At 42.3% G+C, this 15639-nt stretch carries 15 protein-coding genes; 10 read left to right on the forward strand and 5 right to left on the reverse strand.

Annotated elements, in window-relative coordinates:
• Positions 1 to 11: 11 nt before the first annotated feature.
• Genes rfbB through rfbC form a run of 3 tightly spaced genes read left to right on the forward strand, consistent with a single transcriptional unit; the run spans position 12 to position 2634 of the window.
• The gene (gene rfbB / locus ACQRBH_RS09550; protein WP_427761521.1) at positions 12 to 1031 is read left to right on the forward strand and encodes a dTDP-glucose 4,6-dehydratase; all 1020 of its coding nucleotides are present in this window, start codon (positions 12 to 14) and stop codon (positions 1029 to 1031) included.
• Positions 1032 to 1054: 23 nt separating this feature from the next.
• Positions 1055 to 1996, forward strand: coding sequence for a dTDP-4-dehydrorhamnose reductase (gene rfbD, locus ACQRBH_RS09555; protein WP_427743172.1), 942 nt, complete (start codon positions 1055 to 1057; stop codon positions 1994 to 1996).
• Between the two features lie 29 nt (positions 1997 to 2025).
• Entirely contained in the window at positions 2026 to 2634 is a 609-nt protein-coding gene (gene rfbC, locus ACQRBH_RS09560) for a dTDP-4-dehydrorhamnose 3,5-epimerase (RefSeq protein WP_427743173.1), read from the forward strand.
• A 44-nt stretch (positions 2635 to 2678) separates the two neighbouring features.
• Here rfbC and ACQRBH_RS09565 read toward each other — a convergent pair whose 3' ends face one another.
• Complete coding sequence (locus ACQRBH_RS09565) at positions 2679 to 3659, reverse strand: glycosyltransferase family 2 protein (RefSeq protein WP_427761485.1); 981 nt, start codon at positions 3657 to 3659, stop codon at positions 2679 to 2681.
• Positions 3660 to 3892: 233 nt separating this feature from the next.
• Between ACQRBH_RS09565 and ACQRBH_RS09570 the strand changes: the two genes are divergently transcribed.
• The 7 genes from ACQRBH_RS09570 (at position 3893) to glmS (ending at position 13670) form a co-directional block, all read left to right on the forward strand.
• Positions 3893 to 5296, forward strand: a complete 1404-nt coding sequence (locus ACQRBH_RS09570) for an undecaprenyl-phosphate glucose phosphotransferase (RefSeq protein ID WP_427761522.1) — start codon at positions 3893 to 3895, stop codon at positions 5294 to 5296.
• Between the two features lie 21 nt (positions 5297 to 5317).
• On the forward strand, positions 5318 to 6454 hold the full coding sequence (locus ACQRBH_RS09575) for an LCP family protein (RefSeq protein WP_427761486.1): 1137 nt from the start codon (positions 5318 to 5320) through the stop codon (positions 6452 to 6454).
• The gene (locus ACQRBH_RS09580; protein ID WP_427761487.1) at positions 6432 to 7751 is read left to right on the forward strand and encodes an O-antigen polymerase; all 1320 of its coding nucleotides are present in this window, start codon (positions 6432 to 6434) and stop codon (positions 7749 to 7751) included. The genes ACQRBH_RS09575 and ACQRBH_RS09580 overlap by 23 nt, the downstream gene beginning before the upstream one ends.
• The gene (locus tag ACQRBH_RS09585) at positions 7744 to 8682 is read left to right on the forward strand and encodes a glycosyltransferase family 2 protein (RefSeq protein ID WP_427761488.1); all 939 of its coding nucleotides are present in this window, start codon (positions 7744 to 7746) and stop codon (positions 8680 to 8682) included. The genes ACQRBH_RS09580 and ACQRBH_RS09585 overlap by 8 nt, the downstream gene beginning before the upstream one ends.
• A 94-nt stretch (positions 8683 to 8776) precedes the next feature.
• The gene (locus ACQRBH_RS09590) at positions 8777 to 10138 is read left to right on the forward strand and encodes an LCP family protein (protein ID WP_427761489.1); all 1362 of its coding nucleotides are present in this window, start codon (positions 8777 to 8779) and stop codon (positions 10136 to 10138) included.
• 38 nt (positions 10139 to 10176) lie between these two features.
• Complete coding sequence (locus tag ACQRBH_RS09595; RefSeq protein WP_427761490.1) at positions 10177 to 11706, forward strand: cohesin domain-containing protein; 1530 nt, start codon at positions 10177 to 10179, stop codon at positions 11704 to 11706.
• Between the two features lie 137 nt (positions 11707 to 11843).
• The gene (glmS, locus tag ACQRBH_RS09600) at positions 11844 to 13670 is read left to right on the forward strand and encodes a glutamine--fructose-6-phosphate transaminase (isomerizing) (protein ID WP_427761491.1); all 1827 of its coding nucleotides are present in this window, start codon (positions 11844 to 11846) and stop codon (positions 13668 to 13670) included.
• Between the two features lie 7 nt (positions 13671 to 13677).
• Here the strand turns inward: glmS and ACQRBH_RS09605 are convergent, their stop codons facing one another.
• From ACQRBH_RS09605 to pdaA, 4 genes are all read right to left on the reverse strand, one after another.
• The gene (locus tag ACQRBH_RS09605) at positions 13678 to 13959 is read right to left on the reverse strand and encodes a DUF3791 domain-containing protein (RefSeq protein WP_235232133.1); all 282 of its coding nucleotides are present in this window, start codon (positions 13957 to 13959) and stop codon (positions 13678 to 13680) included.
• Positions 13960 to 13962: 3 nt separating this feature from the next.
• Positions 13963 to 14439, reverse strand: coding sequence for a DUF3990 domain-containing protein (locus ACQRBH_RS09610; protein WP_427743182.1), 477 nt, complete (start codon positions 14437 to 14439; stop codon positions 13963 to 13965).
• Positions 14436 to 14651 (reverse strand): DUF3791 domain-containing protein, encoded by a 216-nt coding sequence (locus ACQRBH_RS09615; RefSeq protein ID WP_235232135.1) that lies wholly within the window; start codon positions 14649 to 14651, stop codon positions 14436 to 14438. Before ACQRBH_RS09615 ends, ACQRBH_RS09610 begins: the two co-directional genes overlap by 4 nt.
• Before the next feature lie 98 nt (positions 14652 to 14749).
• Positions 14750 to 15574 carry a delta-lactam-biosynthetic de-N-acetylase gene (pdaA, locus tag ACQRBH_RS09620; RefSeq protein WP_427743184.1) on the reverse strand — a complete coding sequence of 275 codons (825 nt, stop codon included), beginning with the start codon at positions 15572 to 15574 and terminating at the stop codon, positions 14750 to 14752.
• Positions 15575 to 15639: the final 65 nt, after the last annotated feature.

The raw sequence follows: 15639 nt of genomic DNA on the forward strand, positions 1-15639 counted from the left end.
AGAATATGATTATGACAATTATTGTAACTGGCGGAGCTGGATTTATTGGAAGTAACTTTATATTTCACATGTTAGATAAGTACCCGGACTATCGTATTGTATGTCTGGATTGTCTGACTTATGCAGGAAATTTATCCACACTGGCACCTGTCATGGATAACCCGAATTTTAGATTTGTAAAAGAAAGTATTACAGATCGTGAAGCAGTGTACAGATTATTCGAAGAAGAGCACCCGGATATCGTGGTGAACTTTGCTGCAGAGAGTCATGTGGACCGTTCTATTGAGAATCCGGAAGTATTCTTGGATACGAACATTAAAGGAACAGCAGTATTGATGGATGCTTGTAGAAAGTACGGAATTACCCGTTATCATCAGGTATCTACGGATGAGGTGTACGGAGATCTTCCTCTGGACAGACCAGATCTGTTTTTTACAGAGGAAACACCAATTCATACAAGTAGCCCATATAGCTCTTCAAAGGCAGCAGCTGACCTGTTAGTGCTGGCATATCACAGAACCTATGGCCTTCCTGTGACTATCAGCAGATGTTCAAATAACTATGGTCCATATCATTTCCCAGAGAAATTGATTCCATTGATGATTGCCAATGCGTTGAATGACAAGCCGCTTCCGGTATATGGCAAGGGAGAGAATGTTCGTGACTGGCTGTATGTAGAGGATCATTGTAAGGCGATTGATTTGATTATCCACAAAGGACGTGTTGGTGAAGTATACAATATCGGTGGACATAACGAGATGAAGAACATTGATATTGTTAAGATTATCTGTAAAGAATTAGGGAAACCAGAAAGTCTGATTACTTATGTAACAGACCGTAAAGGTCATGATATGCGTTATGCAATCGACCCAACCAAGATTCACAATGAATTGGGATGGCTTCCGGAGACAAAGTTTGCAGATGGTATCAAGAAGACGATTCAGTGGTATCTGGATCATAAAGAATGGTGGGAGACTATTATCTCTGGTGAATATCAGAATTATTATGAGAAGATGTATGCAAATCGTTAATTGTGGCAGCAGGAGGTAATCGTATGAAAGTATTAGTAACAGGCGTGGGTGGTCAGCTTGGGCATGATGTCATGAATGAACTGGCAAGGCGTGGATATGAAGGAATTGGAAGTGATATTGCTCCGGAATATAGTGGCGTGGCAGATGGTTCTGCAGTTACTACAATGCCGTATATTTCGATGGATATTACAGATGCGGCTTCTGTGGAAGAGAAGATTGCGGAGGTTCATCCAGATGTAGTCGTTCATTGTGCAGCATGGACTGCAGTGGATATGGCAGAAGACGATGATAAGGTTGAAAAAGTCCGTGCCATTAATGCAGGAGGTACAGCTAATATTGCCAATGTCTGCAAGAAGTTAGACTGTAAGATGGTATATATCAGTACAGACTATGTGTTTGACGGTCAGGGACTGGAGCCTTGGCAGCCGGATTGTAAGGATTACAAGCCATTGAATGTCTATGGACAGACCAAGTTGGAAGGAGAATTGGCAGTATCTGAGACTTTAGAGAAATATTTCATCGTGCGAATTGCATGGGTATTTGGTAAGAATGGTAAAAACTTTATCAAGACGATGCTGAATGTAGGAAAGACCCATGATAAATTAACGGTGGTGAATGATCAGATTGGGACACCGACTTATACGTTCGATCTTGCAAGATTATTAGTGGATATGATTGAGACAGAGAAGTATGGCTATTATCATGCAACGAATGAAGGTGGTTATATCAGCTGGTATGACTTCACAAAAGAGATCTTCCGCCAGGCAGTGGAGATGGGACATGAAGAGTACGCAGAAGACAGATTGACTGTATCTCCGGTAACGACCGAAGAATATGGAATCTCTAAGGCTGCGCGTCCATTCAACAGCAGACTTGACAAGAGTAAGCTGAAAGAGAATGGGTTTGAACCATTGCCGACATGGCAGGATGCATTGGGCAGATATCTGAAAGAGATTGAATTTTAATTCGTGTTATAATATAGGAGATGACAAAGATGGGACAGATTAAAGTTGAGAAAAATGCCGGTGGCATTCCGGGACTGTGCGTGATTGAGCCGACTGTTCATGGAGATGCCAGAGGGTATTTTATGGAGACCTACAATCAGAGGGATATGGAAGAGGCAGGACTTACTATGAATTTTGTACAGGACAATCAGTCCTGCTCCACAAAAGGTGTCCTTCGGGGATTACATTTTCAGAAGGAATTTCCACAGGGGAAATTGGTGCGAGTTGTGAAAGGTTCTGTGTTTGATGTGGCAGTTGACCTCCGAAGCGATAGTGAGACTTACGGGAAATGGTTTGGGGTAGAATTGACAGAAGAGAATAAGAAGCAATTCTATATTCCAGAAGGATTTGCACATGGGTTTTTAGTGTTGAGTGACATTGCAGAATTCTGTTATAAATGTACAGACTTCTATCATCCAGGGGATGAAGGTGGTCTGGCATGGAATGATCCGGAGATTGGAATCAAGTGGCCACAGTTGACTGGCGCGTACCATGGGACAGCGTCTGCTGACGGATATCAGTTGGAAGATGGAACGGCATTGAACTTAAGTGACAAAGATCAGCTCTGGGTTGGATTGAAGGATACTTTCCATTTTTAGAGACAGAACAGGCTGCCATGATGGCAGCCTGATATTGTGAAAAATTAACGCTTTAGAATCTTTCGGGTAATCCAGTCTTTCACATAAGAAAAAGTATGGATGATAAGCTCGAGTTCAATTTTTATATAATTTGCAAGATGGCGTAGTTGAAACTTTACTTTCTTCTGCGCTTTCATTGTCTGAAGACCTTCTATGATCCCTTCTTTGTAATCCTTTCCAAACCCTTTTTTGATAAAGAAAGCATATTTGACAACATATCCTGTAAGAAGCGGAAGAAAGTTCAGAATCAGCTGCAGGATCGGCATGTTCTTATAATTCAGATAGATGTTGTTCCTTGCGGATAATTTGACTTTGAAGGAGTTATATTTGGAACCGCTGGTGCCACTGCCTACATGATAGACGAGTGCAGTAGGGCAATAGGTGTTCTTGTAGCCATAGATCTTGGCACGGTATCCTACGTCAATGTCTTCCAGATAAGCAAAGTGATTCTCATCGAAATAACCGATCTTGCCAAAAGCCGAGCGTCGGTAAATAGCAGCACCTGCACAGGCGGTGAAGATCTCATCGGCTTCTGTATAGTTGCTCACTGGGCGTCCGGTGCCACGGCATACACCCCAGCCGAGAAGTGTATAGAGGTCGCCGGCACTGTCAATAAGTTCTGGGTGATACATCTGAATCATCTTGCTGCTGACAGAGAAGATTCTGGGTGAGCGTTCGATTGCCTTGATCATCTCTTCCACATAATGTGGGTCTACGGTGGTGTCGTTATTCAACAGAATGACATAAGGTGTGGTGGAATGTTGGATTCCCACATTCACAGCCTTGCTGAATCCGTAATTCTTATCTAGGGCGATGACCTCGATTTTAGGGTAATGTTCCTTCATATATTCAAGGCTTCCATCAGTGGAAGCGTTATCTACAACAAGAACTTTATAATCTTGGCAAGTCTGTTCTTTTAATGATGCAAGACATGGTTCCATAAAGTGTTTCCCGTTATAGTTAGGGATTATGATCGTTACTTTCATCTTATCAAACTCCATTTTATGTCATTATGGGCATATTATATCAAAGTTGAGAAGTATATGCTACTGAAATTTGCGAGATATAAATGAAAATATTTCAAAAGTATTAATAGAATGTTAAGAAAAAGTGCATGCCAATGGGTTGTCGATTTTGGCAAATTATTGTATTATAAAGTGTAATGGTCAGAACTGTGTGTCTGAAAGACTGGAATATTTTAGAAAAATGGGTGAAAAAAGTGATTAAGGATAATCAAAAGTTATTGAATAGATTGCACGTAGTAATGGATGCTTTAGTGATTGTATTTTCTTATGTGGCGGCATGGTACCTTAGATTCAAGAGCGGCATCTTCGAGCTGGATCCATGGTTCTTATCGCTGCAGGAATATATGAAGGTACTCTTCTTCATTGTTCCGGGGTATCTGATTCTGTACTATGCCTTCCAATTGTATACGCCGAAGCGGGTACAGGGCAGACGTCTGGAAGCATGGCATATTATGCAGGCGAATTCCATTGGACTGATGGCATTCATCCTGCTCTTATATCTGACAAAGCAGCCGGATTTCTCCAGAACCATGATCTTTATCTTTTTCTGTGTGAATGTGTTCTGTGAAGTTCTCATGAGAAATATTATTCGAGAAGTTTTGCGAAATATGAGAACACAAGGGTATAATCAGAAGCATGTCTTGTTGATTGGTTACAGCCGGGCAGCAGAGCAATATATTGATCGAATTAAGAGTCATCCAGAATGGGGATATATTGTCAGAGGAATTCTTGCAGATAATGTTCCGAGAGGAACAGAATATCGAGGGATTAAGGTCCTTGGACGGACAGAGAATCTGACGATCATTCTCCCGGAGAATAAGTTGGACGAGATTGCAATCACCCTTGGGCTGGCAGAATATCATAAGTTAGAGCATATTGTAGGTATGTGTGAGAAGTCAGGTGTGCATACGAAGTTCATTCCTGACTATAATAATATTATCCCTACCAAGCCTTATACAGAGGATCTGTTGGGACTTCCAGTTATTAACATCCGTCACGTACCATTGAATAATATGCTCAATGCAGTTATGAAGCGTTGTGTGGATATATTTGGTTCGTTGGTTGCAATTGTATTGTTTTCACCAATTATGGCGGTGGTAGCGTTTATTATTAAAGTGACTGCTCCGGGACCGTTGATATTCAAGCAGGAGAGAATCGGGCTTCAGAATAAGCCGTTCTATATGTATAAATTCCGTTCTATGGTAGTTCAGGAAGCTAAGGAGGAGAAGGCTGGATGGACGACCAAGAATGATCCGCGTGTGACTCCGATTGGAAAGTTCATCCGTAAGACGAGTATTGATGAACTACCACAGCTCTTTAACATCCTGAAAGGCGATATGAGTCTGGTAGGACCGAGACCGGAGCGACCGCAGTTTGTTGAGAAGTTCAGTGAGGAGATTCCAAGATATCGAGTAAAGCATCAGGTACGTCCTGGCCTTACAGGATGGGCACAGGTCAATGGGTATCGTGGAGATACTTCCATCCGTAAGCGGATTGAATATGATCTCTATTATATTGAGAACTGGACTTTGGGATTTGACTTTAAGATTATATTTTTAACATTTTTTAAGGGGTTTGTTAATAAGAACGCTTATTAGTCTATACGAGGGAGATACAGTATGAGTAAAAAGAAGCGTATGAGTAAGAAGGCTGAGCGTGAAGAACGCAAGAAGCGCAGACGCAGAAAGAGAAGAAAAAGAATCGCCGTCTTATTCGTTGAAGTAGTGATATTGGCAGCATTATGTGTAGTGGCATATGGCATCTTTAAGCTTGATAAACTGGATATGAATGTTCTGAATCTGGATAACTTAGAAGCATATCGAGATACAGGACCGTATACCAATATTGCATTGTTCGGTCTGGATTCCAGAAACGGCGAATTAGAAGGCGGTGTACAAAGTGATTGTATCATGATTGCAAGTATCAATAATGAGACACATGATGTCAGAATTGTGTCTGTGTACCGAGATACACTTCTTCAACAGGCGGATGGAACTTATGAAAAGGCGAATTCAGCTTATAATACGGGAGGCCCGGAAGATGCAATCAGCCTGTTGAATCGGAATTTCGATCTGGATATTCAGAATTATGTGAGTGTGAACTTCAGTGCGTTGGTGGATGTGATTGATGCATTGGGTGGAATTGAGATGGATATGACTGCAGAAGAAGCATTTTACAGCAATGGATATGCTTTTGAGACAGCGCAAGTGGTAGGGCAGGAGATGGTCCCGATTAAAGAAGAAGCAGGAACCCAGTTGTTGGACGGTGTTCATGCAGTAGGATATGCCAGAATCCGTTATACGGAAGGAAATGATTTCAAGAGAACAGAGAGACAGAGAGTGGTATTGCAGAAAGTGGCAGAAAAGGCAAAAAAAGCGAATGTTCTCACATTGAATGAGATTGTTAATAAGGTATTTCCGCAGATCTCTACGAATCTGACGATTAAGGATATGCTAGGATTTGCAGCGCATATTATGGATTATAATATCGTAGATACTTCTGGCTTCCCATACGCGGTAACGACAGATGATTCTGTACGAAATCATGAAGGGTCTTATGTCATACCTATTGATTTTGTAGGTAATGTGACACAATTGCATGAGAATTTATTTGGTGAGACGTCTTATCAGCCATCGGAAAAAGTACAGCAGATTCATGATGATATTATCTATCTGTCTGGAGTGACAGAGGATACCAGTGCCATAGAGTCTGCATTTGAAGGAGATATACACGATGAGGGAACGCAGTCGGAATAATATTATATTGGAATATGGAACTTATATGCTGACTTTTTTTGCCAGTTATATCGCATCTCTTGCTGGGTTTTATTATCTGTCAGGAACAATTCTTATAGGAGAAGCCCTATTTCTGTATGCGCATTGGGTACGTGAGACTGGTAGTCTGGTAGAATTGCGGGCATTATTTACATTGTCCTGGGTCGGCGGTCAGGGGATTGCCTGTCTTCAGCTGAGTAAGCTACAGACGGATTGGAGTTATATTACCTGGCTATGCTTTTTCCTAATCTATGTTGGCTTCGGCATTGGGTATGAGTGGGGACAAAGATATGGTAAGATTGAAGAAAAAGAGCTGGAGAAGAATGAGAAGCAGGCGAAAAGATTGTTCCAATGTATTGTTGGATTGGCGGTTGCGTCGGTAGTATGCTTTGCATTTGAAGCGCTGAAAGTAGGATTTATTCCATTGTTTTCGAGTGAACCACATGCCTATTCTTATTTTCATGTGTCGGGGGTACATTATTTCACGATCAGTTGCATACTGATTCCGGCGATTACTATATTGTATGTGAAGGTTAGTAATGAAATATCAATGAAAAATAAGCTGATTCTGGTGGTGACGAATATAATCGCGATAGCCATTCCGTTTTTGTGTGTTTCTAGATTTCAGCTATTATTTGCAGTTGGATTCGCAGTGGTTACATATATTATTGTCAATAAGAAGATTCGTCTGCGGACGATGGCAATACTGATTGTGGCAGTAATTCCAATCTATGTCATCCTGACGGTATTCCGACATCATGACGTGACTTATCTGAACAGCATATTCGAGATGAAGTATGAGAAGATGCCAATCTTCGTCACGCAGCCCTATATGTATGTGGCGAATAATTTTGAGAATTTTAACTGTATGGTAGTGCAGCTGACGGAACATACCTGGGGAATCAGAATGTTGTTCCCGATATTTGCTTTGACAGGTTTGAAATTTGTATTTCCGCAGTTGACATCTTCTGTGATCTATCTGACGAAACCAGAATTGACTACATTGACGATGTTCTATGATGCATATTATGACTTTGGGATTGTCGGAGTATTCTGTGTAGCACTGATGATCGGGATAGCTGCAAAAGTGTTGACTCGTGTTGTGAAGAACAGTAAGAATCCGGTTGCGTATCTGTTCTATGGGCAGCTGGCAATCTATCTTGGGCTGGCTTTCTTTACGACGTGGTTCAGTAATCCGACGACATGGTTCTGGCTGGTATTGACAGGGGTGATGTATTGGTTTGTCGGATACGATGAGAGTAAGAAAAGGAATGAGTAGTAAGATGAGCAATCAGAGAAAGGTGGATGTGGTTATTCCAACATATCGCCCGGATGAAAAGTTTGAAGAACTCTTAAGAAGGTTAGGAAAGCAGAGCTATCCGGTGCACCATATCTATGTTATTGATACAAAATCAGACCATTTTCCAGAAGAAGTGGAGCAGATGCCAGGGGTGACGGTGCATCGTATCCTGCCGGAAGAGTTCGACCATGGTGCAACGCGTGACTTGGGATTATCCATGTCGGATGCGGATGTGGTGGTATTCATGACACAGGATGCAGTGCCTGCAAACACAAGATTGATTGAGGCATTGGTACGGCCACTGGAAGAGCATGAGAAGGTGAGTGTATCTTATGCCAGACAACTTCCGGCCAAGGATTGTGATTTTATTGAGCGTTATACACGTACATTCAACTATCCGGCGGAAAGCAGAATCAAAGGGAAGGAAGATCTCCCGGAATTAGGGATCAAGACTTTCTTCTGTTCGGATGTATGTGCAGCTTATCGAAGAAAAGTGTACTTGGAATTAGGAGGATTCACGAAGAAGACGATCTTTAATGAAGATATGATCATGGCAGCACAGATGGTGCAGCATGGATATTCTGTGGCATATGCGGCAGATGCTCAGGTGATTCATTCGCACAATTATTCAGGAATCCAGCAGTTCCATCGTAACTTTGATCTGGCAGTGTCGCAGGTGGATCACCCGGAAGTATTTGCGGGAATTCGGTCGGAAAGTGAGGGAATTCGCCTGGTAAAGCAGACTACGCATCATCTGATAAGGAGTAAAAAGCCTTATCTGATTCCGAGTCTGATCTATAAGAGCGGATGCAAGTATCTGGGTTACAAATTAGGACAAAAGTATAAGAAATTGCCGCTGTGGCTTGTAAGGCTCTGTTCTATGAGTACGACATATTGGGAAAATCCTTAGAAAACCGCGATTTTTCATTGAAGTTTTGATAAAAATGGAGTAATATAGTGAAGAGTGTTACCATAAGCAGGAATAGAAGAAAGGATTTTGGATAATGGCAAAAGGAAGAAAGCACTATAGACGTGGTCGCAGATCGAAGAAACGTGGATTTGCAGCCTGGTCATTAGGTAAGAAGATTGGAGCCATTCTTGGTGGGACCGTAGCGTTGGTCGCAGCGGCCGGAGCTGTGATTCTGGCAAGTAAATTGTCGAAGATTGAGACGACAGAGCTGGATACGGAAGCGTTAAGTATATCAGAAGAAGCGAAGGAACGAGGTACGGGTTATCTGAATGTGGCACTTTTTGGTGTGGATTCCCGTGATAATGAGCTGGAAGGGGATACTCGAAGCGATACAATCATGATTGCCAGTCTGAATCGGGAGACTATGGAAGTGAAGATTGTCTCTGTGTATCGTGATACCCTGATGGAACAAAAAGATGGTACCTTGAATAAGGCAAATTCAGCGTATTCTTTTGGTGGACCGGAAGATGCGCTGGCAATGTTGAATAAGAATCTGGATCTAGATATTGAACATTATGTGACGGTGAATTTTAATGCGTTGATTGATGTGATTGATGCAGTTGGCGGTATTGAGATTGATGTTCAGGAAGAAGAGATCTCTTACATCTGTGGATATGCGACTGAGATCATGAAGGTGACAGGAAAGTTATCTCCTGGAGTTACAGAACCAGGTCTTCAGACATTGAATGGAGTTCAGGCGACCGCGTATGCCAGAATCCGATATACGGCTGGAGATGATTTCAAGCGTGCGGAACGACAGAGAGATGTCCTGACGAAGATTATAGAGAAGCTGCAGGGAGCAAGTCTTGCACAGATTAACAAGATTATTGACGAGGTATTCCCAGAAGTATCTACGAACTTTACTTTGACAGAGATTCTAGAGTATGCCAAGGATGCATTTGATTATCAATTGGGAGAGACGACAGGATTTCCATTTGACAAATCAACGGATACATTAGCTAATGTGGGAAGCGTCGTAATTCCGGTTACTTTGAGCAGCAATGTGGAACAGCTTCATAAGTTCTTGTATGGAGAGAGTGATACGTATACGGCATCGTCGACGGTGAATTCCATCAGCAGTAAGATTGTAGCGAAAGCCGGTGACAGGCAGGCAGATACCAATGAAGCAACACAAGGAATTATGGAACAGCCTGAGGAGACCTATTCTGGCAGTGGAACAGGAAATTCTTCCGGAACGACCGGCGGCGGAACCAATAATGGGAATGGCAATGCCGGAGGCAATACAGGAACCGGTGGAAGTAGCGGAACCGGAGGCAATACAGGAACCGGTGGAAGTAGCGGAACCGGGGAGATCGGCGGAGGAGAGACCAGCGGTGGAACTGGAGAAACTGGTGGAGGAGAAGCCGGTGGTGGAACTGACGAATTCGGTATGTAAGAAGAAAAGTGGAGTATAGAGAAAACGAGGTAGATTACATGAGAAGAATAAGAAAAGCACTTGCTTCATTATTGTTGGTGTGTATGTTATGTCCATGCATATCCACGGTTGTGAATGCGGCATCTGCAGAATTGCGTTTTACAGACCCGTCTACGACCGTAGGCGCGGAAGTTGAGGTAACTGCAAAGTTAACGTCATCAGTTAATATACAGTCTTTGGATGCAACATTGACTTATGACAGTAGTATGTTGAAGTTTATCAGTGGTGATAATGCGTCTGGAGGAGATGGAACAATTACGTTGTCAGGCAGTGGAAATGGAACGAGCATGGATTTTATCCTTAAGTTCCAGGCTCTGGAAGAAGGCACTGCGAAGGTTGAGGTGTCACAGGCATCGGGAAAGGATTCTTCTGGTTCTTCTCTGCAGATTACCAATGGTAGTTCTGCAGTAACGATTGGTCCTGGAGATCCCTCTCTGATTACGGAAGATGAGGATACAAGTACAGTCAGTGGAGATGGTCCACAGGTGGAAGTAGATGGCGTACAGTATGTAGTTTCCAATGATTTTTCGGATGCTGTAATCCCAGGTGGATTCGAGAGAAGCGAGATGACCTTTGAGGGAACAACTTGTCAGGTTGTGACACAGGCAGCCAGCGGCGAATCTGCAATGTATCTGGCACCGATGGATGGCGGCGAGGCAGACTTCTTCTTATATATCAGTGACAGCGGAACCTTTATTCCATTTGAGGAAGTGGAGATTGCACAGGATCGATATCTGGTTCTTTTACGGGATGATGGATCGACAAAGCTTCCGAGTCAGTATCAGGAGACGACTCTGACCATGAATGGAAAAGAGTTCACCGCATGGCAAGATACAGACAATGCAGATTATTATATGATCTATGCGTTGAATTCAGATGGAGAGAAGGCACTGTATCGTTATGATACGGTGGATAAGACATATCAGAGATATGAGCCACAGGCATCTACAGATGATACACAGAAGAAATCTTCTCCAAAGGGATTATGGGGCAAGATTCTTCAACTTATTGAAGATTTTCTGGATATTGCAGTAATTCTTGGCGGAATTCTTCTGATCATACTGCTGATTATTATCATTGTGATCGCTGTGAAGTTACGTCATCGGAATCTGGAATTGGACGATCTATATGATGAATATGGTATTGATCTGGATGAAGAGGAAGAAGAACAGGCAAAAGGTAAGAAGGCTTCAAAAGGGAAAAAAGCAGAGAAGAAGGCTTCGGGAAAGGCTAAGAATGAGCCGGCGGTTCGAGTTCCTGCGAAGACAGCTAACCTAAGAGATGAAGATGATTTTGACGATTATGGTGATGAAGACGACTTTGATGAGTTTGAAGAAGTTGATTATGAGGATGCCGATTATGATGATTTTGACGATGAAGTTGATTACGAAGAAGAATACGGCTATGATAACGATGAGCCAGAAGATATCATCGATGACCTGGATGAACTTCTGAGCAGCCAGCCTAAGAAGCGCGGTCATATGGAACCAGATGATACGTTTAAGGTTGACTTTATTGATCTTGATTAATGTTATACGAAGGGGAATGCGGGGCGCATTCCCCTTCGTTCTTTACATTTGAGTGAGAATTTGATACAATACACATTGATAATGCAAAAAAAATATTGTTTTGTACAAATACAAGAACAAAGTAAGGAGTAAAAAATATGTGTGGAATTGTAGGATACATCGGAAATCAACAGGCAGCACCAATTCTCTTGGACGGATTATCCAAACTGGAATACCGAGGATATGATTCTGCCGGTATTGCAGTATACAATGGCGAGAAGATTGATATGGTCAAGTCTAAGGGAAGACTGAAGGTACTGAATGAACTGACACATGATGGGGCAACACTTCCGGGGACAGTGGGAATCGGTCATACGAGATGGGCAACTCACGGTTCACCGTCAGATGTGAATGCACATCCACATTTCAATAAGGATAAGAGTATCGTAGTGGTACATAATGGAATCATTGAGAATTATCTGAAGCTGAAGAAGAAGTTAGAGAAGCATGGATATGAGTTCGTGTCAGAGACGGATACGGAGATTATTGCACATCTGCTGGATTATTATTATCATGGTAATCCATTAGAGGCTGTGACGAAGATCATGCATCGTATGGAAGGCTCTTATGCATTGGGAATCATCTTCCAGGATCATCCGGATGAATTATATGCTGTGCGTAAGGACAGTCCATTGATCGTGGGGCATACAGAGGGAGGAAGCATTCTTGCGTCTGATGTACCGGCAGTTCTTCGTTATACCAGAGATGTGGTCTTTATTGAGAATGAAGAGATTGTCCGCATGAAAGCAGATTCTATGGAATTCTTTAATGTGGATGAAGAGCCGATTGAAAAGAAGGTTACCAGAATTGAGTGGGATGTGAATGCGGCTGAGAAGGGCGGTTATGAATACTTCATGCTGAAGGAGATGTATGAACAGCCGAAGGCAATCACAGACACGTTCTCCCCAAGAATCAAGGATGGTAATATTGTGATTGAAGAATTAGGAATGACAGATGAAGAGATTCAGAAGATTCAGAAGATTATGATTGTTGCTTGCGGATCTGCTTCTCATGTGGGATATAGTAGTAAATATATCTTTGAAGATCTGACGAGGATACCGGTAGAAGTAGATCTTGCGTCTGAGTTTCGTTACAGGAATCCCATTCTGGATGAGAATACCATGGTGGTTGTCATCAGTCAGTCTGGTGAGACGGCAGATACGTTGGCCGCACTTCGAGAGTCTAAGAAGAGAGGCGCGAGGGTACTTGGCGTTGTGAATGTTGTGGGAAGTTCAATTGCAAGAGAAGCAGATAATGTTATGTATACGTGGGCTGGACCGGAGATTGCGGTTGCAACGACTAAGGCTTATTCTGCGCAGTTAATCGCGATGTATCTTCTTGCTATGAAGTTTGCACATGTAAGAGGGCAGATTGATGACAAAGAGTTGGCAGAGCTGCTGGCTGATCTGAAAGCGCTTCCGGCACAGGTTGAGATGCTGCTGAATAATAAGGAGAATATTCAGAAATTCGCGAATCGCTATCTGGCAGCAAGAGATGTCTTCTTTATTGGACGAGGAATTGATCATGCGATTTCCATGGAAGGTTCTTTGAAGTTAAAAGAGATCTCTTACATTCATTCAGAGGCTTATGCAGCAGGTGAACTGAAGCATGGCACCATATCCCTGGTGGAAGAGGGTACACTGGTGGCTGCAGTTCTTACTCAGAAGGATCTGTATAAAAAGATTATTAGTAATATGGAAGAGGTCAGAACTCGTGGTGCATTTGTTATGGCAGTGACAATAGAAGGTAATACAGATGTAGAGCGAGCAGCAGATTACGTGATCTATATTCCAGAGACGAACAAGTATTTTACCAATTCTCTGGCAATTATTCCTCTACAGCTCTTTGCATATTATATTGCAGTAGGACGTGGATGTGATGTAGATAAGCCGAGAAATCTGGCCAAATCCGTTACCGTTGAATAAGATTCAATTATGAATTGAGAAGCTTTGTAAGGGCATCTTGATAGGCAGTCAGCCTGTCGAGCTGCCCTTTTTGATATTCTTTTTTATAGTGGTATTCTAAGATGATTTCATCTGCAAGATAGTAATCACTTCTGCAATGCAAGTCACTGACACCTTCTTCTATTAATTGGCGTGTAGTAGAACAATAGAAGAGATCCAGGGCATGTTCAGTTGAACATTGCAGCTTTTCAGCAAGTGCAATGACGATTTTGGCGTATTTCATATGAAGGAGAGTTTTATTTGCTTCCATATATTATACCTCGTAACAGGATTGAAAAATCAGATGTTGATCGAGCAGTTCCTGGCTGGTAATACATATCTGATAAGACGGTTTATGGTATTGCAATCGTCCTAGTGTTTCTTCTTCAGATATTAAGTGTTCCAGATATAATTCAATAGTATTGAATACTTTATCATTGGCAATGCCGCCGCGAATCAGATCATATTCAGAAGATGAGATATGTCCTTGTCGGTTCTGTACAACGAAGCGGAGCCATTCAGAATCATAATGCAAAAAGGTCTTGATGCGATATTCATGCAACTTATCTTCATTGAGCTGATATTGGTTAATAATTCCAGGAAGATCCTGGCGTTTGTACTTTTGTACCCATCGTACAGCCTGAGATTCTAGAGGAGTCAGATAGAATCCTTGTCCGAAGTCCAGACGCTTTCTGGAATGTTCGGTATCAGGATGTTCAATTATCTGATAGGAGCCATGGTATAGAATCATAAGACACCTCTTTCTTGCATAATGTGAATCAGATCATCTACGATATATTCTTTACTCTGCGTATGGAGGCTGTCATAGCAAGGTATGACATAGTCATAGAGAAGATTACTTTTTTGAGTGAGTGCCTGATATATTACTTTGGCGTCGGTTTTTTGTTCTTGAGCTACCGATTCAATACAGAAAATTGCAAATTCCAATTCTTGGGTTGTCATGATCATAGACCTCCTATTAATGTTATCATACGTGTTTATCATTGTGATTTCAAGCCTTTTTATATCCTCGGAGTATGGAAGAATACTCCGAGGTATGTCTATATCTCATCTAGAGATTCGAATGTGTATCCCATCTCTTCCCATTTGCTTAAGAGTTCATCAAGAATCTGAGCATTGGTGCTGGAAGTACTGTGAAGAAGAACAATGGCACCCGGATGGATCCGGGTGAGAAGCTTATCGAAGGCTTCCTCTTTGGTTGGCTGTTTATCTTCGTACCAGTCTACGTAGGCAAGACTCCAGAAAAAAGTGCGATATCCCAGATCTTTGGCCATCTGGAGATTCTCAGTACTGTATTTACCTTGCGGGGGTCGATAGAACTTGTTCATGGTTTTACCGGTGATCTCCTGATACAAGTCTTCTACATCTTTTAATTCCTGTGCAAAGGCTTCTTTGGTTGAGATCTGGGACATGTCGGGATGGTGGAAGGTGTGGTTCCCTACAATGTGCCCTTCTTCGACCATTCGTCTGATTAGATCTGGGTTGTCAGAGAGGAAGTTCCCAACTACGAAGAAGGCAGCAGGTGTGTTATGTTTCTTTAGGGCATCTAAGATAGCGGCAGTATTGCCATTCTCATAACCACAGTCAAAGGTCAGATAGATGATTTTTTCATCGGTGTCCTTGGCATAATATGCGTTGTATTTTTCTAATTCATCAAAAGTTGCATTTGCGATTGGTGGCTGCCCCTCTTCCTGGAAGCTTAGTCCCCAGTTCTCTGTTGTTGGCAGGATGGATGTGGAAGAAGCAGGAGAGGCGGCAGAGTCAGAGGAGATCTGTCTGGAGGCGACAAACCGACCGGCAAAAAAGCAACATATGAAGAGTAGAAGAATACCGATATATCGGATGAATTGGTGGATTGACAGCATAGACACTCCATAGAATATTGTTATCATATATATATGAGAGTCGGAAAACAATCATGAATGGAATC

The sequence above is a fragment of the Bariatricus sp. SGI.161 genome (genome assembly GCF_050313695.1).
Classification (GTDB): domain Bacteria; phylum Bacillota; class Clostridia; order Lachnospirales; family Lachnospiraceae; genus JAFBIX01.